We start from the raw sequence: 25,174 nt of genomic DNA, 5'->3' as shown, positions 1-25,174 counted from the left end.
TCAGGCGCCGTCCAGCTCGCGATGCCGCTTGAGCGCGGCCCAGCGCGTGCCGAAGCCGCGCGCCAGCTGCTCCACCAGGAACACCGAGCGATGTTGCCCGCCGGTGCAGCCGATCGCCACGGTCACGTAGCTGCGGTGATCCTGCGCCAGCGCGTCGAGCCAGCGGCCCAGGAACTGTTCGATGTCGCCATACATGCGCGCCACGTCGTCGTGCTGTCGCAGCCAGTCGATCACCGGCGCGTCGCGCCCGGTCAACGCACGCAGGGCCGGCACGTAGTGCGGATTGGGCAGCATGCGCACGTCGAACACGTAGTCGGCATCGAGTGGCACGCCGCGCTTGAAGGCGAAGGATTCGAACACCAGCGTGAGCGCGCTTTGCGGCGCCGAGATCAGCGCCTTGACGTAGCTCTGGAGTTGCGCCGGCCGGATGATGCTGGTGTCGATTACGTCGGCACCGTCGCGCAGGTCGGCCAGCAATTCGCGTTCGAGCTCGATCGCCTGCACCAGCACGCGCTGTGTTTCGGGCGCGTCGGTGTGGCTCTCTTGGCGCGACAGCGGGTGGCGCCGACGGGTTTCGGAGTAGCGGCGCACCAAGGCGTCGGTGGTCGAGTCGAGGAACAGCGAACGCAATGCCACGCCACCGCGCCGCAGCGCCTCGAGCTCCTGCGGCACCATCGGCAGCGAGACGCCGCTGCGCACATCCATCGCAATCGCCACGCGCTCGCTGCGCTGCTCGTGCTGCAGCGCGATGAAAGGCATCAGCAGTTCGGGCGGCAGGTTGTCGACGCAGTAGTAGCCGGCGTCTTCCAGCGCATGCAATGCGACCGACTTGCCCGAGCCGGACATGCCGGTGATCAGCACCAGCTCAAGACTCATGCGCCAACCTCCGAGGTTGGCTTGCCGAGCATTTCGCGCGCATGTGCGAGCGATGTCTGCGACACCTTTTCGCCACCGAGCATGCGGGCAATTTCCTTTTCGCGCGCCGCGCCGTCGAGCGGCGTGACGCCGCTTTCGGTGCGGCCCCCGGTCTGGCGCTTGGCCACCACGAGGTGATGGTCGGCGCAGGCGGCGACCTGCGGCAGGTGCGTGACGGCCAGCACCTGCCGGTCGCGGCCCAGTTGCTTCATGAGGCGACCGACGGTTTCGGCCACGGCGCCGCCGACGCCCGCATCGACCTCGTCGAAGATCAACGTCTGCGCCGTGCCGAGTTCGCTGGTCGTGACCGCGATCGCCAGCGCGATGCGGGACAGCTCACCCCCCGAGGCGACCTTTCCGATCGGGCGCGGCGTGCTGCCCGGATGGCCGCTCACCAGGAAGCTGATGTCTTCGAGGCCCGCGCGGCCCGGCTGCGCGAGCGCCTGCAGCTTCACTTCGAAGCTGCCGCCCTGCATGCCGAGCCCCTGCATCGCGAGCGTGACCGCCTGGGCGAGCCTAGGTGCGGCTTGCTTGCGTGCCTTGCCGAGGGCCTTGGCTTCCTTCATGTAGTTCTGCTGCGCTGCCTGTTCGGCGCGCTCCAATGCTTCGAGGTCGCTCGCGGCGTCGAGCGCCTTCAGGTCGGTTTGCCAGCCGGCCAGCAGGCCGGGCAAATCGGCCGGGCCGCGCTTGTAGCGGCGCGCGAGCGACATCCAGAGCCCCATGCGTTCGTCGAGTTCGGCCAAGCGTTGCGGATCGGTGTCGGCATGGCGCAGATAGCCATGAAGGGTGTGCGCCGCGTCTGACGCCTGCGCTACGCTGGAGGCCAGCACCTCGCCGAGCACCCTGAATTTGGGCTCGATGTGCTCGCTGCTTTGCAACAGCGCGGCCGCTCTGGAGAGGGCGGCCAGCGCACCGCCGTCATCGCCCTCCAATGCCTCGCGTGCGCCCTCGGCGGCTTCGATCAGCGCCTGCGCGTTGGAGATGCGCGTGTGGTTGGTCGAGAGTTCTTCCCATTCGTCGACGCCCGGTGCGAGCTTCATCACTTCGGCAATCTGCCACTGCAGGCGCTCGCGTTCGCGCTGCAATGAGTCCTGCGCCGAGCGGGCGGTATCGAGCGCGGACTGTGCTTGCCGCCAGGCGTGCCAACATGCATCGAGCGCATCGGTGCGCACGCCGGCGTAGGCATCGAGCAGACCCCGCACCGCATCGGGACGGGTCAGGCTTTGCCAGGCGTGCTGGCCGTGAATGTCGAGCAGGCGGTCGCCGAGTTCACGCAGTTGCGTGGCGGTGGCAGGGCTGCCGTTGATCCAGCCGCGACTCCGGCCCTGCAGGTCGACCGTGCGCCGCAACAGCAGCGCGTCGCCAGCCTCGAAGCCGCCTTCGTCGAGCCAGCCGGCCAGGGCTGCGTCTGCATCGAATTCGGCCGACACGTCGAGCCGTTCGGCCCCTTCGCGCACCGCGCCCGCGTCGGCCCGGTTGCCAAGCGCGAGTTGCAGCGCATCGACAAGGATCGACTTGCCGGCGCCGGTCTCGCCGGTCAGCACGGTGAAGCCGCCCGACAAATCGAGTTCGAGTTCGCGCACGATCACGAAGTCGCGCAGGACAATGCGTCGAAGAGCCACTTCAGGAACCTCCTTCGTTCCAGTGCAGTTTCTTTCGCAGCGTGTCGAAATAGCTCCAGCCCTTGGGGTGCAGGAAGCGCACGCGGTAGTCGGAGCGACGCACCACGATGCGGTCGCCATGCACCAGCGAGGCGAGCGACTGCATGTCAAAATTGGCGCTGGCGTCGCGGCCGGCCACGAGTTCGATCGTGATCTCGTCGGCATCGGGCAAAAGGATTGGCCGGTTCGACAAGGTGTGCGGCGCAATCGGCACCAGCACCCAGCCGGGAATAGCGGGATGCAGCAGCGGCCCGCCGGCCGAGAGTGCATAGGCGGTGGAGCCTGTCGGCGAGGCGATGATCAATCCGTCGGCACGCTGGTTGGCGACGAAATGCCGGCCGACCGACACCCGCAGTTCCACCATGCCCGATGTGGCGCCGCGGTTCACCACCACGTCGTTCATCGCGAAGGCGTCGAACACCACCTCGTCTTCGCGCACCACCTGGGCATGCATCAGGCTGCGATGGTCTTCCTCGTACTCGCCCGCGAGCATCGGGATCAGGGTGGCCTGGTAGTTGTCGAGCGGAATGTCGGTGACGAAGCCGAGCCGGCCGCGGTTGATGCCGATCAGCGGCAAACCGTAGCGGGCCAGCTGCCGGCCGATGCCGAGCATGGTGCCGTCGCCGCCGACCACGAGGCCGAGATCGCATTGCTCCCCGATCTGCTCGACCGTGAGCGCGCGGTAGCGGCTGCTTTCGGGTTCATCGCCGGTGGATTGCTCGACCGCCACCTCGCAGCCCTGGCTTTCGAGAAAGGCGCCGATCTCGCACATCACGCCGTCGAGCGCGCCGGCCTGGGCTCGCGCGCCGGACGCCTGGTATTTGCCGATCAGGGCGACGTGCCGGAAGCAGGAGGTCATGTACAAATTACAACATTAAAATCACTCGATGTTGGACGACCGCGCCAAGCTGCTGCTCAAGACTCTGGTCGAACGCTATATCGCGGACGGGCAGCCGGTCGGCTCGCGCACGCTCTCGCGCACGGCGGGCCTCGAGCTTTCACCGGCCACCATCCGCAACGTGATGTCCGACCTCGAAGAGGCCGGCCTGATCGCCAGCCCGCACACCTCGGCCGGGCGCATCCCCACCTCCCGCGGCTACCGTCTGTTCGTCGACACGATGTTGACGAGCCGGCGTGAAGCTTTTGCGACACCGCCGTTGTCGCCCGACCAGCCGCAGAAGGTGATCGCCAACGCGGCGCAGCTGTTGTCGAACCTTTCGCATTTCGTCGGCGTCGTGATGGCGCCGCGCCGGCCCTCGGTGTTCCGGCACCTGGAGTTCATGCGGCTGTCGGACCGGCGGCTGCTGGTGATCATCGTCTCCCCCGACGGCGACGTGCAGAACCGCGTGATCTTTCCCGAAGCCGACTACACCCAGTCGCAGCTGGTCGAGGCATCGAACTACATCAACGCCCACTATGCGGGCCTGTCGATCGAGCAGGTGCGCGATCGGCTGCAGTCCGAGGTGGAAAAGCTGCGCGGCGAGATTGCGGCGCTGATGCAGGCCGCGGTGGCCGTCAGCAGCGAGGTGCTGACCGAGGCACGCGAGGAGGTCGTGGTGTCGGGTGAGCGCAACCTGCTCGCCGTGAGCGATTTCTCCAGCGACATGGGCCAGTTGCGCCGCGCGTTCGACCTGTTCGAGCAGAAGGCGCAACTGATGCGTCTGCTCGACGTGTCGAGCCAGGCCGAGGGCGTGCGCATCTTCATCGGCGGCGAAAGCAAGGTGGTGCCGATCGACGAACTGTCGGTCGTCAGCGCCAACTACGAGGTCGACGGGCAGGTGGTGGGCACGCTCGGCGTGATCGGCCCGACGCGCATGCCCTACGAACGCATGATCCAGATCGTCGACATCACCTCGCGGCTGGTGAGCAATGCGCTCAGCGGCCGCAAGTAGCGAACAACGCGACGACTAGAATCCGCCGGCCGGGCCGTTAGCTCAGTTGGTTAGAGCAGAGGACTCATAATCCTTTGGTCGTTGGTTCAAGTCCAACACGGCCTACCAGCGTCCCCGAAAGTGGATGCTATAATCGCAAGCTGTGCGGCTGTAGCTCAGTTGGATAGAGTACTTGGCTACGAACCAAGGGGTCGTGGGTTCAATTCCTGCCAGCCGCACCACTCTTTAAAAGCCCGCAACGCGAGTTGCGGGCTTTTTCTTTTTGGAGCAGCGTTGCGCAATGAGCAAAGCATTCACCAAAGAATCCGACGCGGACGAAGACGGTGACGACGGCGCGGGCGGGTCGCTCCCGCCGTTGCCCGCGGGCGGCAAGAACTACATCACGCCGCAGGGCTACGCGCGCCTGCGCACCGAATTGCTCGAACTGATGGACGTCGAGCGGCCGAAGGTGGTCGAGGCCGTGCACTGGGCCGCAAAGAACGGCGACCGCTCGGAAAACGGCGACTACCTCTACGGCAAGAAGCGGCTGCGCGAGATCGACCGGCGCATTCGCTTTCTGACCAAGCGGCTCGAGATCGCCGAGGTCACCGACCCTTCGGTGCACCATGGCAGCGACCAGATCTTTTTCGGCGCCACCGTGCGCTATGCCGACGAGGCGGGCGAGGAGCGCAGCGTGACGATCCTCGGCATCGACGAGGCCGAGAGCCAGAACGCGCAGGTCAGCTGGATCTCGCCGATCGCCCGTGCGCTGCTGAAGGCTCGCGAAGGCGACGTGGTCAAGCTCGTCACGCCGGGCGGCGCACACGAGGTCGAGGTGCTCTCGGTGCGCTACCCCGAGCCGGGCGCCGGGTCGGCCGAGTAGGGCGCCGGCACCACGCGGGCAGCGGCCAACACCGAGGCCGTACGTCGGGCGGCGCGCAGTACCGCGTCGAGATGGGTGCGGTCGCGCACGGCGATCACGAAGCGCAGGTCGGTCGAGTCCTGCGGGCTTTCGTCGGCCATTTCGACGTGCGTGATGTCGGCTTCGGCATCGGCCAGCGTCGCGGCCACGCGGGCCAGCACGCCCTTGTCGTTGCGCACCGTGACGACCACGCCGGTTTCGAAGGCTCGCACCGCGTCTTCGGCCCACTCGACCGCAAAGAAGCGTTCGCTGTCGCGGTGCCGCAGCCGTTGCCCGACGCCGCAATCGTTGGTGTGAACGACAAGGCCCTCGCCGTGGCCGAGGTAGCCGACGATCGGGTCGCCCGGGATCGGGCGGCAACAAAGCGCGAACCGTACCGCCGAGTTCTCGCTGCCGTCGAGCGTGACTCCGCCCTGTGAAACCGTTTCGTGCGCCGTGAAGCGCTCGCGCGTGAGCAGCAAGGCATCGGGCTTTTCACCGCGCTCAGCGAGCAGGAACATCAGGCGTTTGGCGACGATGCTCGCGATGCGGCGGCCAAGGCCGATGTCGGTCAGCAGCTCGGAGCGCGATCGGTTGGCCGTGAAGCGCAACAACTTCTCCCAGATGAGCTGGTTCTCGGCATCGTCGGGCGGCAACTTGCTGCGGCCTTCGGCGCGCAACGCCTGGGCGAGCAGCTTTTCACCCAGCCCTTCGGACTCGGCGTGCGCCAGTGTCTTGAGATAGTGGCGGATCTTGGAGCGCGCGCGCCCGGTGCGAACGAAGCCGAGCCAGGCCGGATTCGGGGTCGAAACCGGTGCGGTGATGACCTCGACCACGTCGCCGTTCTTGAGTTCGGTGCGCAGCGGCACCTGGTCGCCGTTGATGCGGGCGGCCGAGGTGTGGTCACCGATGTTGCTGTGGATGGCATAGGCGAAGTCGACCACCGTGGCGCCGCGCGGCAGCGCCATGATCTGGCTCTTGGGCGTGAACACGTAGACCGCGTCGGGAAACAGGTCGACCTTGACGTGATCCCAGAACTCGGCCGCGTCGCGTGTTTCGTCCTGGATGTCGAGCAGCGACTGCAGCCACTTGGCGCCGAGCCGCTCGCGCGAGGCGGCGTTGTTGTCGGAGGCCTTGTAGAGCCAATGCGCCGCCACACCCGATTCGGCTACCACGTGCATGGCTTCGGTGCGCAACTGGAACTCGACGTTGACGCCCGAGGGGCCGACCAGCGTGGTGTGCAGCGACTGGTAGCCGTTGAGCTTGGCGATCGCGATGTGATCCTTGAACTTGCCCGGCAGCGGCTTGTACATCTGGTGCAGGATGCCAAGGCTGGTGTAGCAGGCGATCACGCTCGGCACGATCAGGCGAAAGCCGTAGATGTCGGTCACCTGGGCAAAGCTCAGGTGCTTCTCGTCCATCTTGCGGTAGATCGAAAAGAGTGTTTTCTCGCGCCCGGCGATGCGAACGTTGATGCCGGCGGCCGCAAAGGCGGTTTCGAGCTCGCGCTGCACCTTCTGGATCAGGTCGCGCCGCCGGCTGCGCGCCTTGGACACGGCCTTGGCCAGGATCGCGTAGCGCCACGGGCGCAGGTGCCGGAACGAGAGTTCCTGCAGTTCGCGGTAGGTCTGGTTCAGACCCAGGCGGTGCGCGATCGGCGCGTAGATCTCGAGCGTTTCGCCCGCGATGCGGCCCCATTTTTCGCGCGGCGCATCGTCCAGCGTGCGCATGTTGTGGGTGCGGTCGGCCAGCTTGATCAGGATCACGCGCACGTCGCGCGCCATCGCGAGCAGCATCTTGCGGAAAGACTCGGCCTGGTTTTCCTCGCGCGTGTTGAACTGCAGCTTGTCGAGCTTGGTGAGGCCGTCGACCAGTTCGGCCACCGGCGCGCCGAAGCGTTCGATCAGCTCCGGCTTGGTGACGCCGCAGTCCTCGATCGCGTCGTGCAGCAGCGCGGCCATCAGGGCCTGTGCGTCAAGCTTCCACTCGGCGCACTGGGCCGCGACCGCGATCGGGTGCGTGATGTAGGGCTCGCCGCTGTTTCGCAACTGGCCGAGGTGCGCCTCGTCGGCGAAGCGGTAGGCACGGCGCACCAGTTCGGTGTCTTCGGCGTTCAGGTAGTCGAGCCGGGCGGTCAGGGCCGCGAAACTTGCGGCAGCCGCGTTCAGCGCGGCCGGGCTCGGTCGTGCTGCACCCCGCGGGGTGTTGGGCTCAGGTTTGACGACCGCACTCATGGATGCCACTTTAGCGTGCGCGCCGCCGCGAGGCGGTTGCCCACAAAAAAGGCACCGCAAGCGGTGCCCTATTCAGGATGCGGGGGGCCAACGGGTCAGCCGGGCACCTTCTTCAGCATTTCGAGGCCGATCTTGCCTTCGGCGATTTCGCGCAGCGCGGTCACGGCCGGCTTGTTCTTGCTCTCGATCTTGGGCGCGTGGCCCTGGCTCAGCATGCGGGCGCGGTAGGTAGCGGCCAGAACGAGCTGAAAGCGGTTCGGGATCTGAAGCAGGCAGTCTTCGACGGTGATGCGGGCCATGAGGAGCTTTCGGTGGTCGGGTGTCAGGGAATGTTCAGTGCGGCGAAGGTATCGGCCCGCGCGCGTCGCTGGGCGGAATAACGCAGCCGCTGGGCGTGAACAATGGCTTTCAGGTCGAAAAGCGCACGCTCGAACAACTCATTGATTATAACGAAGTCGAATTCATTGGCCCGGGCCATCTCCTCGGCGGCATTGCGCAGGCGTAGCGCGATCACCTCGGCGCTGTCTTCGCCACGCCGCTCCAGCCGCGAGCGCAGCTCTTCCCAGCTCGGCGGCAGGATGAAGATCAGCACCGCGTTGGCGAAGGTCTTGCGGATCTGGATCGCACCCTGAAAGTCGATCTCGAGGATCACGTCGGCGCCCTGCGCCACCCGTTCCTCGATCGCCCGCTTCGACGTGCCATAGCGCTGCTCGTGCACGTGCGCCCATTCGACAAACGCGTCAGCCGCCACCATCGCGTCGAACTCCGGGTTGGACGCGAAGAAGTATTCGCGGCCGTGCTTCTCCTGGCCGCGCGGCGGCCGCGTGGTGTGCGACACCGACGGCTGCACGGCCGAATCCAGTTCCATCAGCGCCTTGACCAGGCTCGACTTGCCGGCGCCGCTCGGCGCCGCCACCACAAAAATATTGCCGGGGTAATCCATCGGGCGTTCGCTTCTTATTCGATGTTCTGCACCTGCTCGCGCATCTGCTCGATCAGCACTTTCATGTCGACCCCGATGCGGGTGAGCTCCAGCGCCGCCGACTTGGAGCCGAGCGTGTTGGCCTCGCGGTGCAGCTCCTGGATCAGGAAATCGAGCCGCTTGCCGATCTCGCCGCCCTTGGCCACGAGGCGTTCGATCTCCTCGAGGTGCGAACTGAGGCGCGTGAGCTCTTCGGCCACGTCGATGCGGATCGCAAACGCCGTGGCTTCGGTCAGCGCACGGTCTTGCGCCGCTTCGGGCAGGGTGCCGCCGACCAGGCCCATCGCCTCCTGCCAGCGTTCCAGAAAGCGGGTGCGCTGCTGTTCCACCAGCTTCGGCACCAGCGGGCCGGCCTGGGCGGCCAGCTTGCGCAGTTCGCCGAGGTGCTCGTTCAGCATCGACGCCAGCCGGGCGCCTTCGCGGGCCCGGGCTTCCATCATCGCGGCAAGCGTCTTGCCGGTGACTTCGACCAGGTCGGGGCCCCAGTCGCCGCGTGCGCTGCCATCGCCGCTGGCCAGGCGCAGCACGTCGGCCACGCTGAGTTCGCGCGCGCTCGGCAGCCAGGCCTTGATGCCGTCCTGCACGCCGTTGAGCCGCTGCAGCAGCTTGACCGAAGGCTCGACCACCCCCGAAGCAGCGTTGTTCTCGAAGTTGGCGCGCACCTCGACCTTGCCGCGCTTGAGGCTGCGCGTGAGCAGCTCGCGCAGGGCCGGTTCGTGCTGGCGCAGTTCTTCGGGGAGCTTGAAGGTCAGGTCGAGAAACCGGCTGTTGACCGAGCGGATTTCGACGCCGAGACGGCCTGCCACAGCAGGGCGCGCGTCGGCTTCGGCGTGGCTACCCCCGGGGGTGTTTTGGCCACTGGCATAGCCGGTCATGCTGTAAACTGGCATTGCGCCTCACTGTGTATTTGTTTGCTCGCACCGAGGCAACGGCACAGCGTTCGCTTGCTGCCCCATCGCCTTCGGGCGAAACTCCCGGATTATGTCAAAGGTCAAACCTTCGCCTCTGTTGCCCGATACGGTAATCGGTGGATACCGTGTGATACGGCGGCTCTCGGCCGGTGGTTTCGGCGTGGTCTATCTGGCGGTCGACCATTCCGGCCAGCAGGTCGCGATCAAGGAATACCTGCCGTCTTCGCTTGCCACCCGCGGTGTCGGCGAACTGGCGCCGCAGGTCGCACCCGAAAAGCTGTCGCTCTACCGGCTTGGACTCAAGAGCTTCTTTGAAGAAGGCCGCTCGCTCGCCCAGATCTCGCATGCCTCGGTGGTCAGCGTGCTCAACTTCTTCCGCGAGAACGAAACCGTCTACATGGTGATGAACCACCTGGAGGGCGCGACCCTGCAGGATTTCATCGTCACCGCGCGCGACCTGAAGAAGCAGAAAGTCTTCCGCGAGTCGACCATCCGCTCGCTGTTCGACGAGATCCTGCGCGGCCTGCGCATCGTGCACCAGCACAAGATGCTGCACCTGGACATCAAGCCCGCCAACATCTTCGTGACCGACGACGACCGCGCCGTGATGATCGACTTCGGCGCCGCGCGCGAAGTGCTTTCCAAGGAAGGCAACTTCATCCGCCCGATGTACACGCCCGGCTTTGCTGCCCCCGAGATGTACCGTCGCGACTCGTCGATGGGCCCTTGGACCGACATCTACGCGATCGGCGCCTGCATCTACGCCTGCATGCAGGGCTATCCGCCCAGCGACGCGCCGCAGCGCATCGAGAAAGACCGGCTGGGCCTGTCGCTTTCGCGGCTGCGCGGCATCTACTCCGACAACATGATCGAGGTGGTCGAGTGGTGCATGTCGCTCGATCCGCTCTCGCGCCCGCAGTCGGTGTTTGCATTGCAAAAAGAGTTGAGCCGTGAGGGCGAGCGCCACTACACCAAGCTCACCGTAGGGGAGAAGGTGCGTCTGTCGATCGATAACATGCGCTCATTCGAAAAGAAGGGGCTGCCCAAGGCGGCCGCACCCACCACACGACCCGCATGAAGTTCTCAGTTTTCCAGGTCAGCCGCAAGGGCGGGCGTCTCAAGAACGAAGACCGCATGGGCTACTGCTACACGCGGGAGTCCGGCCTGTTCGTTCTGGCCGACGGCATGGGCGGCCATCCCGAGGGCGAGGTGGCGGCGCAGATGGCGCTGCAGACCATTGCCGCGCTCTACCAGCGCGAAGCCCGGCCGGTGGTGAAGGACGTGCGCGCCTTCCTCACCTCGTCGGCACTCTCGGCGCACCAGCAGATCATGCGCTACGCCGGCAACAAGGCAATGCTCGACACGCCGCGCACCACGCTCGTGGCCGCGGTGCTGCAGGGCACGACGGCCACCTGGCTCCATTGCGGCGACTCGCGGCTCTACGTGGTGCGCGACGGGCAGTTGCTGACCCGCACGCGCGACCACTCGCATGCCGAGCGCCCGCGGCTCGACCAGGGTGCCGAGCCGGTCAACCGCAACCTGCTGCTGACCTGCCTCGGCTCGCCGACCACGCCCACGCTCGATGTCTCGGCCCCGCTCAACTTGCAGCAGGGCGACCGCATCATGCTGTGCTCCGACGGCGTCTGGGGCGTGCTCGACGACGACCACATTGTGCGGACGCTGAGCAACCGCCCGGTGTCGGACGCCGCACCCGAGCTGGCCGAATCCGCGCTGCGCAGCGGCGGCTCGCACAGCGACAACGTGACCTTGATCGCGCTCGAATGGGAAACCCCGGACGCGCCGGGCAAGGATCGCGGCGTTTCCACCGAGACCATCAGCGAAGGCGTTTTCGCCTCGACCATCCAGGCCGGCATGCCCTCCGACAACGAAGGCGACGACCTTGACGAGGACGCCATCGAGCGCTCGATCGCCGAGATCAACGAAGCCATCCGCCGCTCGGCCGCAAGGAAGAGCTAACCCCCAGTCTTCGCGCACTTCGTGTCGCTGCGCCAACCCCCTTTCAGGGGGCAACACCGGCGGCCCGGCGGAGCCGGTTCCGCGGTGTTCCACGAATGGGGGCGACGGCCGAGGCTCTTTGTTTTCTTGTTTACCTGCTCTGGACCAAATGACTGCTTTCACACGAAGCGGCGGCCGTGCCGCCGACCAGCTGCGCCCCGTTTGCATCACGCGCGGCTTCACCATCCATGCCGAGGGCTCGGTGCTGATCGAGTTCGGCCAGACCCGCGTGCTCTGCACCGCCTCGGTCGAAGAGAAGGTGCCGCCGCACAAGCGCGGCAGCGGCGAGGGCTGGGTCACGGCCGAATACGGCATGCTGCCGCGCGCCACCCACACCCGCAGCGACCGCGAGGCCGCGCGCGGCAAGCAGAGCGGCCGCACCCAGGAAATCCAGCGCCTGATCGGCCGCTCGATGCGCGCCGTGTTCGATCTGAAGGCGCTCGGCGAGCGCACCATCCACCTCGACTGCGACGTGCTGCAGGCCGACGGCGGCACCCGCACGGCCGCCATCACCGGCGCTTTCGTGGCGGCGCAGGATGCGGTCAACAAGTTGCTGGCAGCCGGCAAGATCGCGGCCACGCCGATCCGCGGGCCGGTGGCGGCCATTTCTGTCGGCATCGTGCAGGGCACGCCGCTGCTCGACCTGGAATACACCGAAGACTCGGCCTGCGACACCGACATGAACGTCGTGATGACCGGGGCGGGCCACTTCGTCGAAGTGCAGGGCACGGCCGAAGGCGCCGCTTTCACCCGCGCCGAGATGGACGCGCTGCTCGGGCTGGCCGACAAGGGCATTCAGGAACTCGTCCTGCTGCAACAGCAATCGCTATCAAAATAAGAGCTTCCGGTGTCCACCCAAAGGGCGCCGAAGCTCTTTTCCGGACATGAAACTGGTTCTCGCTTCCAACAATGCCGGCAAACTGGCGGAACTCCAGCAGCTGCTGGCGCCGCTCGACGTGAGGCTGGTGCGCCAGGCCGAGTTCGGCGTGGGCGAGGCCGAGGAGCCGTTTCGCACCTTTGTCGAGAACGCGCTGGCCAAGGCGCGGCATGCCGCGGCCGCCACCGGGCTGCCCGCCATCGCCGACGACGCCGGGCTCTGCGTGGAGGCGTTTGGCGGCCTGCCGGGCGTGGACACGGCCTTCTATGCCACGCAGTTCGGCTACGCCAAGGGCGACGACAACAACGTGCGTGCCCTGCTCGAGCAGATGGCCGAAGTGCAAGACCGGCGCGCCGCGCTGGTCAGCACGCTGGTGGCCTTGCGCAGTGCCGAAGATCCCGAGCCGCTGATTGCGGTCGGCCGCGTTGCCGGCGAGATCACGCGTGTGCCGGTCGGCGACAACGGCTTCGGCTTCGACCCCGTGATGTTCCTGCCCGCCTTCGGCCAGACCTTTGCGCAGCTGCCTCCCGAGGTCAAGAATGCCAACAGCCACCGCGGCCAGGCGGCCCGCGCCATGCTGGCGCTGATGCGCGAGCGCTGGTCGCGATGAGCACGGTCGTCCCGATCGCGGCTGCCCTGCAAGGCGGCGCCCCGGACGCCAACAACGTGCTGCACCTGATGCGGCCCGGCCCGCTGCAACTGGCCGCGCTGCCGCCCCTGTCGCTCTATGTGCACCTGCCCTGGTGCCTGCGCAAATGCCCCTACTGCGATTTCAATTCGCACGAGTGGTCGACCGGGCAGGGCGGGGTGCCGGAGCAGCGCTACCTCGACGCTCTTGTGGCCGACCTAGACGCGGCGCTGCCCCTCATCTGGGGCCGTACGGTGCACACCGTGTTCATCGGTGGCGGCACGCCCAGCCTGTTTTCGCCCGAGGCGATCGATCGCCTCATCGGCGACCTGCGCGCCCGCCTCAAGCTCGCACCCGATTGCGAGATCTCCCTCGAAGCCAATCCCGGCACCTTCGAGCGCGACCGCTTCCGTGCCTACCGCGCTGCCGGCGTCACGCGGCTGTCGGTCGGGGTGCAGAGCTTCAACGACGAGCACCTCCAGGCGCTCGGCCGGGTGCACGACCGGGCCCAGGCCATTGCCGCCGTGGAAGAGGCGGCCAGCGCGTTCGACACCTTCAACCTCGACCTGATGTATGCGCTGCCGGGCCAGACCGCCGAGCAGTTCGAGGCCGACCTCGACCAGGCGCTGGCCCTGGCGCCACCGCATCTCTCGGTCTACCACCTCACGATCGAACCCAATACCTACTTCGCCAAATTCCCGCCGAAGGTCCCCGAGGACGACGACGCCTATGCAATGCTCGACCGCATCGTCGAGCGTGCGAACGCTGCTGGGTTGAATCGATACGAGGTCTCGGCCTACGCGCGAGAAGGCCACACCTGTGCTCACAATCTCAACTACTGGCAGTTTGGCGATTACCTCGGTATTGGCGCTGGCGCCCACAGCAAATTGAGCTTCGCGCACCGCATCGTGCGACAGGTTCGCTTTCGGGAACCCCAGCGCTACATGGATCAGGCGCTGGCCGGGACCGCAGTGGCGCAAAGCGAAGACGTGGCCGTGGCCGAGCTGCCGTTCGAATTCATGCTCAACGCCTTGAGACTGAAGGACGGTTTTTCCCTGCAGCAGTTCTGCGAACGCACCGGGCTGGCAATAACCGCCATTCAACGCGGGCTCAGTCAAGCCGAGAAAGATGGCTTGCTGGCGCGCGATCTCCGTCATGTTTGGCCGACGGAGCGGGGTCTCGATTTCTTGAGTGACTTACAGACCTTGTTCTTGCCCGACGCATGACCACCAGCCCGCCTACTACGCCCCCGACGGAAGAACTGCTTCAACAAGGCCAAGCCGAAGCCCAGCCCCAGCGCAGATCACGTGGGCGGCCCAGCGTGGTGCAGGCGAACGAGTTGCGCGAGGCATTTCTGGAAGCAGCGACGCAATCCTTTCTGGACAAGGGTTACGCCTCCACCAGTATCGAAGCAGTCGCGCGCGACGCCGGCGTCGCCAAGATCACCATCTACCGCCAATTCGAAAACAAGCATGCCTTGTTTCGCGAGGTCATCCATCGGTCGCTCGACCATGCGCGCGCCAGCATGCACGCGGCGCTGAAGGGCGACAAGACCGACACCGAGGAGCGCCTGCTCGAATTGATCGAGGGCATCTACCTGGGCGCCAGCGAGCCCCGCACGATGGGGCTGCTGCGGCTGGCGATCGCCGAGGCGACACGCTTCCCCGAATTGGCCAGGATGGTCTACACCGAGAACAGCCAGCTACTGGATCCGCTGGTTCACTACCTGGCCGAAGCCCATCGTGCCGGCAAGCTGCACGTGCCGGAGCCCGAACTCACGGCGGTGCAGTTGTCGACGCTGGCGTACGGCGGCATCCGCTTTTTCATCGCCAACCCGCTCGCCGGGCCGACCGAACGCCGCACATGGGCCCGAGGCGTTCTGGATCTGGTGCTGCACGGCCTGCAGCCGCGCCATTCATCCGCGGCTGAAAAACAGGAAGCGTCACGCCAGCAAGGCAGCACCGTCTAAAATCGCCGGCTCGGAGAGTTGGGTGAGTGGTTTAAACCAGCAGTCTTGAAAACTGCCGACGGGCAACCGTCCGTGAGTTCGAATCTCACACTCTCCGCCAGAAGGCCACGCGAAAACCAGCCGGTGACGGCTTCGATGCCACTCGTTCAGATGGCGTCTGAACTGTGCAGTTGAGCAGATCCTCGTTGACGCAAGCGGTCGACCATCATGAGCTTGCGCCGTCGGCGTCCCTTACGCCTCCAGCAGCATCCCGCGCTCTTCGATGAACGCGACCACTTCGGCCAGGCCGGTGTTGGTCTTGAGGTTGGTCATCACGTAGGGGCGCTGCTTGCGCATGCGCTTCGTGTCGGCTTCCATCACGTTCAGGTCGGCGCCGACGTAGGGCGCCAGGTCGGTCTTGTTGATGACAAACAGGTCGCTCTTGGTGATGCCGGGGCCGCCCTTGCGCGGGATCTTCTCGCCGGCCGCCACGTCGATCACGTAGATCGTGAGGTCGCTCAGTTCGGGGCTGAAGGTGGCGGCCAGGTTGTCGCCTCCGGATTCGACGAACACCACGTCCGCGTCCGGAAAGTCGGCCAGCATGCGGTCGATCGCCTCGAGGTTGATCGATGCGTCTTCGCGGATCGCGGTGTGCGGGCAGCCGCCGGTTTCCACGCCCATGATGCGTTCGGCCGGCAGCGCGCCGGCGACCGTCAGCAGGCGCTGGTCTTCCTTGGTGTAGATGTCGTTGGTGATGGCGATCAGGTCGTACTTGTCGCGCATCGCCTTGCAAAGCATCTCGAGCAGCGTGGTCTTGCCGGAGCCGACCGGCCCGCCGATGCCCACGCGCAGCGGCGGCAGTTTCTTGGTGCGGTTGGCGATGTGGTGCAGGGCGGAGGACATGGTGTGGTCAGCTTCGGAACAGGCGGGAATATTGGGTTTCGTGTCGGGCCGAGTACACGGCGAGCATCGGTGAAAAAGCCTGGCGCTCGTCATCGGACAGTGTGACCGCCCGATCGACTGCTGCGGGAATTTCTTCGGCCAGCCGGCCCAGCATGCGCTGGCCCGCACTCTGGCCCAGCGGCACGGATTTGACAGCCGCGCCGACCATGTTCTCGGCCCAGCCGAAAGCGAAGGCGAGGCAGCCGTCGCGCAGACTCGCCTGCGTGCGACTCGCGGCGAAAGCGAATGCCACGGGGTAGGTGACGGGCAGGCCCTCGAAAGACGACGCCACGTCGTCATGGTGCAGCTTGAGCCATTCGACGAAGGAGCGGCCCATCTGCTCGGTCTGCAGCAGGAATTCGGCCGATTCGCGCGTCTGCAGCACCCAGGCGTTGAGCGTGCGGATGCGGTCCGCGTCGCCGTCACGCCAGGCCGCGATCGACTGCGCGACCACCGGCAGGTCGCCGCGCGCCAGGCTCAGGTGCAACTGATCGGCGATCCAGTTGGCGGCCTGCGCCTCGGTGGCGAGGCCGGCCCACTCGACGCCGGCCTCGAGCCCTTCGGAATACGAGAAACCGCCGATCGGCAGCGCCGGCGAGGCGAGCCAGATCAACTGCAGCAGGCTGGCCGCGGGCAGGGCACCGGCAGGGTCAGGCATCGTCAGTCAGTGCGAATGGCTGTGGCCGTGATGGTCATGGCCGTGATCATGATCATGATCGTGCGGTTGGGCGTATGCGTCGGGGTGCAGCACCGGACCGACCGGCGCCTTTGCGCCGCCGCCGTGCGAATGCCCGTGGTCGTGTCCGGCGCCATGTGCGCCATAGGCGCCGCCCTCGGGCTCGAAGGCTTCCTCGGCCTCGCGCACGATCAGGTGCATCGAGCGCAGCATCGCGGCCAGCACATGGTCGGGCTCGATCTTCAGGTGGTCGGGCTTCAGTTCGATCGGCACATGCCGGTTGCCCAGGTGATAGGCGGCACGCGTCAGGTCGAACGGCGTGCCGTGCGCAGTGCAGTGCGTGATCACCAGCACCGGCTGCGGCGCGGCAATGACGCGCACCAGCGAGCCGTCTTCGGCCACCAGCACATCGCCGCCGCGCACGGCAGTGCCGCGCGCCAGGAACACGCCAATCTGGCGGCCCTGGGAATCGGTCGCGTCAAAGCGGCTTTTCTGGCGAACGTCCCAATCGAGTTCGAGGGTGGCGGCTCGCTTGAGCAGCACGGGCGCAAGGCCGCGGCCCTGGGGCATGAGTTTGTTGGCGGTGAGCATGGCAGGCTGACGCGGAACGCATCCGGCAAAGAAAGAAGTCCTTGGAGAATACCCAGCCTGTCAAGACATCGGTGCCCGCACGTCTTGCGCCTTAGAACAAAAAGTACCGCTGCGTCAACGGCTGCGAGGTCGCCGGCTCGCAGGTCAGCAGGATGCCGTCGGCGCGCACCGCATAGGTTTGCGCATCGATCTCCATCTTCGGCACATAGCCGTTGTGGATCATGTGCTGCTTGCGCAGGCCGCGGATGTTCTTCACCGCGCTCAGGGTCTTGGCCAGGCCGTAGCGCTGGCCCACGCCTGCGGCCAGGCCGGCCTGCGAGACGAAGGTGAGCGAGCTGCGCGCCAGCGAGCCGCCGTAGGCGCCGAACATCGGCCGGTAGTGCACCGGCTGCGGCGTCGGAATCGACGCATTCGGATCGCCCATGGCCGCCATCGCGATGGTGCCGCCCTTGAGGATGGTGAAGGGCTTCACGCCGAAGAAGGCCGGCTTCCACACCACCAGGTCGGCCCACTTGCCGACCTCGATGCTGCCGACCTCGTGCGCGATGCCGTGCGAGAGGGCAGGGTTGATCGTGTATTTGGCGATGTAGCGCTTGGCGCGGAAGTTGTCGTGGCGCGGGCCGTCTTCCGGCAGCTTGCCGCGCTGCGCCTTCATCTTGTGCGCCGTCTGCCAGGTGCGGATGATGACCTCGCCGACACGGCCCATGGCCTGGCTGTCGCTGCTCATCATGCTGATGGCGCCCAGGTCGTGCAGGATGTCTTCGGCCGCGATGGTTTCCTTGCGGATGCGCGACTCGGCGAAGGCCAGGTCTTCGGCAATGCCGGCATCGAGGTGGTGGCACACCATCAGCATGTCGACATGTTCGTCGAGCGTGTTCACGGTGTAGGGCATGGTCGGGTTGGTGGAGGACGGCAGGAAGTTGTCCTCGCCCACCACGCGCAGGATGTCGGGCGCATGGCCGCCGCCCGCGCCTTCGGTGTGGAACGCGCAGATCGCACGGCCCTTTACGGCGGCGATGGTGTTCTCGACAAAGCCCGATTCGTTCAGCGTGTCGGAGTGGATCGCGACCTGCGTGTCGGTCAGGTCGGCCACGTCGAGGCAGTTGCTGATTGCCGAGGGCGTGGTGCCCCAGTCTTCGTGCAGCTTGAGGCCGATCACGCCCGCATCGATCTGCTCGTGCAGCGCGGCCGGCAGGCTGGCGTTGCCCTTGCCCAGAAAGCCGAGGTTCATCGGGAACGCATCGGCCGCCTGCAACATGCGCTCGATGTGCCAGGGGCCCGGCGTGGCGGTGGTCGCAAAGGTGCCGGTGGCCGGGCCGGTGCCGCCGCCGAGCATGGTGGTGACGCCGGAAGACAGCGCCTCCTCGATCTGCTGCGGGCAGATGAAATGGATGTGGCTGTCGATGCCGCCGGCAGTGACGATGTTGCCTTCGCAGCTGATGATCTCGGTGCCCGGGCCGATCACGATGTCGACGCCCGGCTGCACGTCGGGGTTGCCGGCCTTGCCGATCGCGACGATGCGCCCGCCCTTCAGGCCGATGTCGGCCTTGACGATGCCCCAGTGGTCGAGGATCAGCGCGTTGGTCATGACCGTGTCGACCGCGCCGTCGGCGCGCGTGCGCTGGCTTTGCGCCATGCCGTCGCGGATCGTCTTGCCGCCGCCGAACTTCACTTCCTCGCCATAGCCGCCGGCGCGCAGGGTGTAGTCGGCCTCGACCTCGATCACGAGGTCGGTGTCGGCCAGCCGCACGCGGTCGCCCACCGTGGGCCCGAAGATTTCAGCGTAGGCACGCCGTCCGATGGTGGCCATCTCAGCTTTCCTCTTGTCGTGGGATGCCGCGGAACCGGCTTTGCCGGGCCGCTGGCGTCGCCCCCTTGCAGGGGGTTGGCGAAGCGACACGAAGTGCGCGAAGACTGGGGGTGGGCCTCATTTCAGAGCTTCCCCTGGATAAGGCCGCGAAAGCCGTAAACGATGCGGTCGCCCGCGAAATCGCACAGTTCCACGGTGCGCTGCTGGCCCGGCTCGAAGCGCACGGCCGTGCCGGATGCGATGTTCAGGCGCATGCCGCGCGCCGCGTCGCGGTCGAAGCCGAGCGCTCCGTTGGTCTCGGCAAAGTGGTAGTGCGAGCCGACCTGGATCGGTCGGTCGGCCGTGTTCTGCACCACCAGCGTGATGGTGCGGCGGCCGGGGTTGAGCGTGTGCTCGCCCTCGTCGGTGATCAGTTCGCCCGGGATCATCGTCAGACCACCTGCGTGAGCAATGCAACGCCGAACAGTGCGACGGCACCGCCGGCCACGCGCGGCAGCAGCGTGCCGCGTTGGCGCAGCGTCCAGCCGATCGCGATGCCGGCCAGGTGCAGCAGCGCGGTGGCGAGCACCATGCCGGCCACCGCCGCGGCGGCACCGCTGTCGCCCGAGATCTCGTAGCCGTGCGCCACGCCGTGGAAAACCGCAAAGGCGCCGACCACCGCGGCTGCGACCGGCCCCGGCAGCCGCAGCCGCGTGGCCACGAGCAGGCCGACCACCAGCAGCGACGCCGCGATCATCGGCTCCACCGCCGGCACCTGCGCCCCCGCGAGGCCGAGCAGCGCGCCGGCCAGCAGCATCGCGGCAAAGCCGAGCGGCGCCCAGAACAGGTCGCGCGCGCCGCGGGCCGCCAGCGCACTCCACAAGCCCACGCCAACCATCGCGGCCAAGTGGTCGAGGCCGGTGAACGGATGCAGAAAACCCTGCATGAAACCGGCCGAATGATGGGCCGCTCCGTCGACCCCCACGTGGGCCGATGCCGCCAGCGGCAAGGCGGCAGTAGCCGCCATCAGGGTCGCATAGGCAATTCGTCGAGCGCGCATCTTGAAACTCTCCGGAGTGTGATGGTGTGGGGTCAAGTTCATTCCAGGAACACCGCGGAACCGGCTCTGCCGGGCCGCCGGTGTTGCCCCCGGCGAGGGGGTTGGCGAAGCGACACGAAGTGCGCGCAGCCTGGGGGTGGTACTCATACTATCGGCTGGTGCACGGTGACCAGCTTGGTGCCGTCCGGGAAGGTGGCCTCGATCTGGATGTCCGGAAGCATCTCGGCAATGCCGTCCATCACGTCGGCCCGGGTCAGCACGCTGCGCCCGGCGCTCATGAGTTCGGCCACGCTCTTGCCATCGCGCGCCCCTTCCATCACGGCGGCGGAGATCAGTGCCACCGCTTCGGGGTAGTTGAGCTTGAGGCCGCGGGCCTGGCGGCGCTCGGCCAGCAGCGCCGCGGTGAAGATCAGCAGCTTGTCTTTTTCGCGCGGAGTCAGTTCCATGTGGCGGATCGGTTGGCGTTGGGAGGGGCCATTATGGGCAGCCTGAAGCCTTTGCAACAGTCGTGCCGGTGGCATGAAAGCTGCACCAAAGCGGTGTGAGTTCCGTCCTGCCCCCTCCCGCCTCCGACGACGACGCGCCCCAGCGCATCGTCAAGGTTCGGCGCGACTACAACAGCTGGGTGGCGAGCGAGACGCTGGAAGACTACGCGTTGCGCTACACGCCGCAACGCTTTCGCAAGTGGTCGGAATGGCGCGTGGCCAACACCGCCTTCGGCGCGGCCTCGTTCCTGATCCTCGAAGCAGTCGGCGCCACCCTGCTCGTGCAGTACGGCTTCGCCAACGCGTTCTGGGCCATCCTCACCACCGGCCTCATCATCTTCCTGGCCGGCCTGCCGATCAGCGTCTACGCGGCCCGCTACGGCGTCGACATGGATCTGCTCACGCGCGGCGCCGGCTTCGGCTACATCGGCTCGACCATCACCTCGCTGATCTACGCCAGCTTCACCTTCATCTTCTTCGCGCTCGAAGCGGCCGTGATGGCCTATGCGCTCGAGCTGGCGCTGGGCATTCCGCCGGTGTGGGGCTACCTGGTGTGTGCGCTGGTCGTGATTCCGCTGGTGACGCACGGCGTGTCTGCCATCAGCCGGCTGCAACTGTGGACGCAGCCGATCTGGCTGGTGATGCTGGTCGTGCCCTTTGTGTTCGTGCTGGTGCGCGATCCCGGTGCGTTTGCTGGAATCACGCACTATGCCGGTGAGAAAGGCATCGGCGGCGGCTTCAACATGCACCTGTTCGGTGCCGCCCTGACTGTCGGCATCGCGCTCATCACCCAGATGGGCGAGCAGGCGGATTACCTGCGCTTCATGCCCGTGCGCACCGCCGCAACTCGCGGGCGCTGGTGGGGGGCGGTGCTGGCCGGCGGCCCGGGCTGGGTGATTCTGGGCGTCATCAAGATGCTCGGCGGCGCGCTGCTGGCCTACCTGGCGATCACGCACATGGTGCCTGTGGAGCGTGCGGTCGACCCCAACCAGATGTACCTGGCGGCCTACGAATACGTGTTCCCGAACTACGGCTGGGCGGTGGCCGCGACTGCGCTGTTCGTGGTGATCTCGCAGCTCAAGATCAACGTCACCAACGCCTATGCCGGGTCGCTGGCCTGGAGCAATTTTTTCTCGCGCGTCACGCACAGCCACCCGGGCCGCGTGGTGTGGGTGGTGTTCAACGCGCTGATCGCCTTCATGCTGATGGAGATGAACGTGTTCGAGGCGCTCGGCGACGTGCTCGGCCTCTACGCCAACATCGCCATCGCCTGGATGATGGCGGTGGTGGCCGACCTGGTCATCAACAAGCCGCTCGGCCTGTCGCCGCCTGGCATCGAGTTCAAGCGTGCGCACCTCTGGGACATCAACCCGGTCGGCGTCGGCGCAATGGCGCTGGCGTCAGGGCTGTCGATCACGGCGCACCTCGGCGTGTTCGGGCCGCTGGCGCAGGCGTTCTCCGCGCTGATCGCACTGGGCACGGCGCTCGTCGCTTCACCGGTGCTGGCCTGGGCCACGCGCGGCAAGTACTACCTGGCGCGCGGGCCGATGCATGCGGCGCGCAGCCACGTGCTGTGGGCCCGCGTCGAGACGCCGTCGGATGTGGACGCCGGCAGCTACCAGCGGCTGACGCTGCAGCGCTGCGTGATCTGCGAGCGCGAATACGAAGGCCCCGACATGGCTCATTGCCCGGCCTACCAGGGCGCGATCTGCTCGCTCTGCTGCACGCTCGACGCGCGTTGCGGCGACCTGTGCAAGCCCCAGGCAAGCCTGTCGGCGCAATGGTCCGCGGTTCTCCGCTGGCTGCTGCCCAAGCGCAGCTGGCGTTACCTCGACACCGGGCTCGGCCACTTCCTGCTGTTGATGCTGATCGTCGTGCCGCTGCTGGCGGGGGTGTTCGGCGTGCTCTACCAGCAGGAGCTCCGCGCGCTCGCCGAGAGCGACGTCATCGGCGCCGGCTCGAGCTCGTTGCGCGGCGGCTTCCTCAAGGCCTACATGGCGCTGCTGGTGATCGCCGGCATCGTCGCCTGGTGGCTGGTGCTGGCGCACCAGAGCCGCAAGGTGGCGCAGGAAGAATCGAACCGGCAGACCCACCTGCTGGTGCGCGAGATCGCACTGCATCGCGAAACCGACCGTGCATTGCAGGCCGCCACGCTGACGGCCGAGCAAGCCCGCGGCACCGCCGAGCAGGCCAAGCTCGCGGCCGACCAGGCCAACCAGGCCAAGAGCCGCTACATCAGCGCCATCAGCCACGAGCTGCGCACGCCGCTCAACAGCATCCTGGGCTATGCGCAACTGATGGGCGAAGACGCTTCGGTGCCGCCGCACCGGCGCCAGGCGGTGGCCGTGATCAAGCGCGGCGGCGAGCATCTGCTGTCGCTGATCGAAGGCACGCTCGACATTGCGCACATCGAGGCCGGCAAGCTCACGCTGAACGCGCGGCCGATGGCCTTTGCAGAAGTCATGCAGGAGCTGGCCGACATGTTCGAGCTGCAGGCCTCCGAGAAGGGCCTGGCCTTCCGTTTCGAGCCGAGCGGCGAACTGCCGGCGCTGGTGCGCGCTGACGAAAAACGCGTGCGGCAGATTCTCATCAACCTGCTCGGCAACGCGATCAAGTTCACCAGCACTGGCCAGGTCACGCTGCGGCTGCGCTACGCGCGCGAGTTCGCCGCGGTTGAAATCGAAGACACCGGGCCTGGCATGCCGGCGGCCGACCTCGACATGATCTTCGAGCCCTTCGCCCGCGGCACCACGGGCGCGCCGGGCGCCGGGCTCGGGCTGACCATGGCGAAGATGCTCACCGACCTGATGGGTGGCGAGATGAAGGTGCACAGCACGCCCGGCCGCGGCTCGGTGTTCCGGTTGCGGCTGTTCCTGCCGCGCGTGCACGAGGCGCCGGCGCACGCCGCACCCGTGCTGCTGCCGGTGCAGCGCGCGCGGCGCGGCTACGAAGGCGCGCGCCGCCGTCTGCTGGTGGTCGACAACGAGGAGGCCGACCGCGAACTGCTGAGCCAGGTGCTCACGCCGCTGGGCTTCGAACTGCGCACAGCGGCCAGCGGCCACGATGCACTCGACCTGATCGCCGCGGGCTACCAGCCCGATGCGATGTTCGTGGACCTCGCGATGCCCGGCATCGACGGCTGGGAAACGATTCGCCGCGCCCAGCGCGTCGGCCTGCCAGGAACGGCGGTGGCGATCGTTTCGGCCAACGCGTTCGACAAGCGGCTCGACAACGACGTGGGCATCACGCCGGAAGACTTTTTCGTGAAGCCGGTGCGCCACTCCGAGCTGCTGGACTGGCTGGAGCGCCGGCTCGCGCTGCGCTGGACGGATCGTGCCGTGGTAGCGGCTCCGCCACCATCGGCCCTCCCGATGGTGCGGCCTTCCACCGCACGGCTGCTGGCGCTGCAGGAGGCCATCGGGCTGGGCTACTTTCGCGGCGTCATGAACCAGCTCGACGAAATCGATGCAGCCGAGCCCGACTGCGCCGCCTGGACGGAGGTGCAGCGTGCGCTTGCGCGGCAGTTCCAGTTCGAAAGGATCGATTGCTCCCCCCCAGGCTCCGCACTTCGTGACTCCGCCTACCCCCTGCCGGGGGCGAGCCGGCCGCTCCGGGCGGCCGAGCGCGGCGGCTCCCGCGAAGAGACATCTTTGCCAGCGGAGCCGATGTGAACAGCCTGGTCAGAAACATCGCAGGGAACAGCGACCTGGTGCTGATCGTCGACGACGTGCCCGACAACCTCGCCGTGCTGCACGACGCGCTTGACGAATCAGGCTACACCGTGCTGGTCGCCACCAGCGGCGAGCAGGCGCTGCAACGGGCGGCCCAGGCGCGGCCCGACATCGTTCTGCTCGACGCCATGATGCCGGGCATCGACGGCTTCGAAGTCGCGCGCCGGCTCAAGGCAGATCCGGCCACGGCGCACATCCCGATCGTGTTCATGACGGGCCTCACCGAGACCGAGCACCTGGTGGCTGCGCTGGAAGCCGGCGGCGTCGACTACGTCACCAAACCGATCAAGCCGAAAGAGGTGCTGGCACGCATGAACGTGCACCTGCAGGGCGCGCGCCAGGCACGGCAGTCGGCGCGCCAGGCCGGCCAGGCCCGCAATGCGCTCGATGCTTTCGGCTATGCCAGCATCACGGTGCGCATGCCCGAAGGCCGCCTGATCTGGCAGACCTCGCTGGCGCGCGCACTGCTGCAGCGCTACTGCGGCACCAGCGCGCCGGAAACGCCTGCCGCCGTGCTCGACTGGCTGCGCCAGCACCTGCCGGGCACGGCCGAGCACATCGAACCGCCGGTGCTTGCCATCGAGCAGGGCGCGAGCCGCCTCAACCTCCGGCTGCACCAGCAGACCGGCCACGACGACGACGGCGCCGAGTGGATGATCATCATGCGCGAGGTGTCCGACACCGGCGTGATCGAGGCCATGAGCCTGAGCCTCAAGCTCACGACGCGCGAGGCCGAGGTGCTGTACTGGGTGGTCAAGGGCAAGACCAACCGCGACATCGGCGAGATCCTCGGCAGCAGCCCGGCCACTGCCAAGAAGCACCTCGAGCGCGTTTACGTGAAGCTCGGCGTCGAAACCCGCACCGCCGCTGCCGGCGTGGCCATGAAGCGCATCCGCGAACTGCAGCCGCAATTCGAAATCTAGGGTTCACTGGATCGCCATCTGCCCCTCCTAGAA

The 25,174-nt window shown here is 66.9% G+C and carries 24 protein-coding genes and 3 tRNA genes; 13 read left to right on the top strand and 14 right to left on the bottom strand.

Features of this window, described 5'->3' with window-relative positions:
• From rapZ to ACSFA8_RS16485, 3 genes are read right to left on the bottom strand one after another with little or no spacing between them, the layout of a single operon-like run.
• Window positions 1-876: an RNase adapter RapZ gene (gene rapZ / locus ACSFA8_RS16495; protein ID WP_435480580.1), complete on the bottom strand. Its 876-nt coding sequence runs from the start codon at window positions 874-876 to the stop codon at window positions 1-3.
• Window positions 873-2,537 carry a DNA repair protein RecN gene (gene recN / locus ACSFA8_RS16490; protein WP_435480579.1) on the bottom strand — a complete coding sequence of 555 codons (1,665 nt, stop codon included), beginning with the start codon at window positions 2,535-2,537 and terminating at the stop codon, window positions 873-875. The genes rapZ and recN overlap by 4 nt, the downstream gene beginning before the upstream one ends.
• Before the next feature lies 1 nt (window position 2,538).
• Entirely contained in the window at window positions 2,539-3,435 is an 897-nt protein-coding gene (locus ACSFA8_RS16485) for an NAD kinase (protein ID WP_435480578.1), read from the bottom strand.
• Window positions 3,436-3,463: 28 nt separating this feature from the next.
• Between ACSFA8_RS16485 and hrcA the strand changes: the two genes are divergently transcribed.
• From hrcA to greB, 4 genes are all read left to right on the top strand, one after another.
• Entirely contained in the window at window positions 3,464-4,468 is a 1,005-nt protein-coding gene (gene hrcA / locus ACSFA8_RS16480; protein WP_286539212.1) for a heat-inducible transcriptional repressor HrcA, read from the top strand.
• Window positions 4,469-4,499: 31 nt separating this feature from the next.
• Window positions 4,500-4,576 (top strand) — tRNA-Ile (locus tag ACSFA8_RS16475).
• A gap of 36 nt (window positions 4,577-4,612) precedes the next feature.
• Window positions 4,613-4,689 (top strand) — tRNA-Arg (locus ACSFA8_RS16470).
• A 59-nt stretch (window positions 4,690-4,748) separates the two neighbouring features.
• A complete protein-coding gene (greB, locus tag ACSFA8_RS16465) occupies window positions 4,749-5,330 on the top strand; it encodes a transcription elongation factor GreB (protein ID WP_435480577.1) in 582 nt (193 codons plus the stop codon).
• On the opposite strand, the gene ACSFA8_RS16460 is transcribed toward greB, so the two are convergent.
• The 4 genes from ACSFA8_RS16460 to ACSFA8_RS16445 all read right to left on the bottom strand — a co-directional run bounded on the left by ACSFA8_RS16460 (window position 5,297) and on the right by ACSFA8_RS16445 (window position 9,454).
• Window positions 5,297-7,582 (bottom strand): RelA/SpoT family protein, encoded by a 2,286-nt coding sequence (locus ACSFA8_RS16460; protein WP_435480576.1) that lies wholly within the window; start codon window positions 7,580-7,582, stop codon window positions 5,297-5,299. The genes greB and ACSFA8_RS16460 overlap by 34 nt on opposite strands.
• Before the next feature lie 95 nt (window positions 7,583-7,677).
• Window positions 7,678-7,881, bottom strand: a complete 204-nt coding sequence (gene rpoZ, locus ACSFA8_RS16455) for a DNA-directed RNA polymerase subunit omega (protein ID WP_015867100.1) — start codon at window positions 7,879-7,881, stop codon at window positions 7,678-7,680.
• Window positions 7,882-7,904: 23 nt separating this feature from the next.
• Complete coding sequence (gene gmk / locus ACSFA8_RS16450) at window positions 7,905-8,525, bottom strand: guanylate kinase (RefSeq protein ID WP_286539208.1); 621 nt, start codon at window positions 8,523-8,525, stop codon at window positions 7,905-7,907.
• Between the two features lie 14 nt (window positions 8,526-8,539).
• Complete coding sequence (locus ACSFA8_RS16445; protein ID WP_435480575.1) at window positions 8,540-9,454, bottom strand: YicC/YloC family endoribonuclease; 915 nt, start codon at window positions 9,452-9,454, stop codon at window positions 8,540-8,542.
• A gap of 91 nt (window positions 9,455-9,545) precedes the next feature.
• Between ACSFA8_RS16445 and ACSFA8_RS16440 the strand changes: the two genes are divergently transcribed.
• The 7 genes from ACSFA8_RS16440 to ACSFA8_RS16410 all read left to right on the top strand — a co-directional run bounded on the left by ACSFA8_RS16440 (window position 9,546) and on the right by ACSFA8_RS16410 (window position 15,065).
• Window positions 9,546-10,553: a serine/threonine protein kinase gene (locus ACSFA8_RS16440; protein ID WP_286539205.1), complete on the top strand. Its 1,008-nt coding sequence runs from the start codon at window positions 9,546-9,548 to the stop codon at window positions 10,551-10,553.
• Entirely contained in the window at window positions 10,550-11,452 is a 903-nt protein-coding gene (locus tag ACSFA8_RS16435) for a PP2C family protein-serine/threonine phosphatase (RefSeq protein WP_435480574.1), read from the top strand. The genes ACSFA8_RS16440 and ACSFA8_RS16435 overlap by 4 nt, the downstream gene beginning before the upstream one ends.
• Before the next feature lie 148 nt (window positions 11,453-11,600).
• Window positions 11,601-12,329 (top strand): ribonuclease PH, encoded by a 729-nt coding sequence (rph, locus tag ACSFA8_RS16430; RefSeq protein ID WP_435480573.1) that lies wholly within the window; start codon window positions 11,601-11,603, stop codon window positions 12,327-12,329.
• Between the two features lie 46 nt (window positions 12,330-12,375).
• Complete coding sequence (gene rdgB / locus ACSFA8_RS16425; RefSeq protein WP_435480572.1) at window positions 12,376-12,978, top strand: RdgB/HAM1 family non-canonical purine NTP pyrophosphatase; 603 nt, start codon at window positions 12,376-12,378, stop codon at window positions 12,976-12,978.
• The gene (gene hemW, locus ACSFA8_RS16420) at window positions 12,975-14,222 is read left to right on the top strand and encodes a radical SAM family heme chaperone HemW (protein ID WP_435480571.1); all 1,248 of its coding nucleotides are present in this window, start codon (window positions 12,975-12,977) and stop codon (window positions 14,220-14,222) included. Before rdgB ends, hemW begins: the two co-directional genes overlap by 4 nt.
• Window positions 14,219-14,965, top strand: coding sequence for a TetR/AcrR family transcriptional regulator (locus ACSFA8_RS16415; protein WP_435480570.1), 747 nt, complete (start codon window positions 14,219-14,221; stop codon window positions 14,963-14,965). Before hemW ends, ACSFA8_RS16415 begins: the two co-directional genes overlap by 4 nt.
• Before the next feature lie 12 nt (window positions 14,966-14,977).
• A tRNA-Ser gene (locus tag ACSFA8_RS16410) sits at window positions 14,978-15,065 on the top strand.
• Window positions 15,066-15,196: 131 nt separating this feature from the next.
• Here ACSFA8_RS16410 and ureG read toward each other — a convergent pair.
• The 7 genes from ureG to ACSFA8_RS16375 form a co-directional block, all read right to left on the bottom strand.
• A complete protein-coding gene (gene ureG, locus ACSFA8_RS16405) occupies window positions 15,197-15,847 on the bottom strand; it encodes an urease accessory protein UreG (RefSeq protein ID WP_435480569.1) in 651 nt (216 codons plus the stop codon).
• A gap of 7 nt (window positions 15,848-15,854) precedes the next feature.
• Window positions 15,855-16,544 (bottom strand): urease accessory protein UreF, encoded by a 690-nt coding sequence (locus ACSFA8_RS16400; RefSeq protein ID WP_435480568.1) that lies wholly within the window; start codon window positions 16,542-16,544, stop codon window positions 15,855-15,857.
• Between the two features lie 6 nt (window positions 16,545-16,550).
• Window positions 16,551-17,153, bottom strand: coding sequence for an urease accessory protein UreE (gene ureE, locus ACSFA8_RS16395; RefSeq protein ID WP_435480567.1), 603 nt, complete (start codon window positions 17,151-17,153; stop codon window positions 16,551-16,553).
• 91 nt (window positions 17,154-17,244) lie between these two features.
• On the bottom strand, window positions 17,245-18,963 hold the full coding sequence (ureC, locus tag ACSFA8_RS16390; RefSeq protein ID WP_435480566.1) for an urease subunit alpha: 1,719 nt from the start codon (window positions 18,961-18,963) through the stop codon (window positions 17,245-17,247).
• 122 nt (window positions 18,964-19,085) lie between these two features.
• Window positions 19,086-19,391, bottom strand: a complete 306-nt coding sequence (locus ACSFA8_RS16385; protein WP_435480565.1) for an urease subunit beta — start codon at window positions 19,389-19,391, stop codon at window positions 19,086-19,088.
• A 2-nt stretch (window positions 19,392-19,393) separates the two neighbouring features.
• Window positions 19,394-20,002 (bottom strand): HupE/UreJ family protein, encoded by a 609-nt coding sequence (locus ACSFA8_RS16380; RefSeq protein WP_435480564.1) that lies wholly within the window; start codon window positions 20,000-20,002, stop codon window positions 19,394-19,396.
• Window positions 20,003-20,145: 143 nt separating this feature from the next.
• On the bottom strand, window positions 20,146-20,448 hold the full coding sequence (locus tag ACSFA8_RS16375) for an urease subunit gamma (protein ID WP_435480563.1): 303 nt from the start codon (window positions 20,446-20,448) through the stop codon (window positions 20,146-20,148).
• 95 nt (window positions 20,449-20,543) lie between these two features.
• Here ACSFA8_RS16375 and ACSFA8_RS16370 point away from each other — a divergent pair, with 95 nt between their 5' ends.
• Together ACSFA8_RS16370 and ACSFA8_RS16365 are read left to right on the top strand one after the other, a co-directional pair.
• Window positions 20,544-24,158 (top strand): hybrid sensor histidine kinase/response regulator, encoded by a 3,615-nt coding sequence (locus ACSFA8_RS16370; RefSeq protein ID WP_435480562.1) that lies wholly within the window; start codon window positions 20,544-20,546, stop codon window positions 24,156-24,158.
• Window positions 24,155-25,141, top strand: a complete 987-nt coding sequence (locus tag ACSFA8_RS16365) for a response regulator (protein WP_435480561.1) — start codon at window positions 24,155-24,157, stop codon at window positions 25,139-25,141. Before ACSFA8_RS16370 ends, ACSFA8_RS16365 begins: the two co-directional genes overlap by 4 nt.
• Window positions 25,142-25,174 lie beyond the last annotated feature (33 nt).

The sequence above is a fragment of the Variovorax nitratireducens genome (assembly GCF_051216545.1).
Lineage (GTDB): Bacteria > Pseudomonadota > Gammaproteobacteria > Burkholderiales > Burkholderiaceae_C > Variovorax.
Note: the sequence above shows the minus strand (reverse complement) of the source record. Positions and strands in the feature narration are given on the sequence as shown.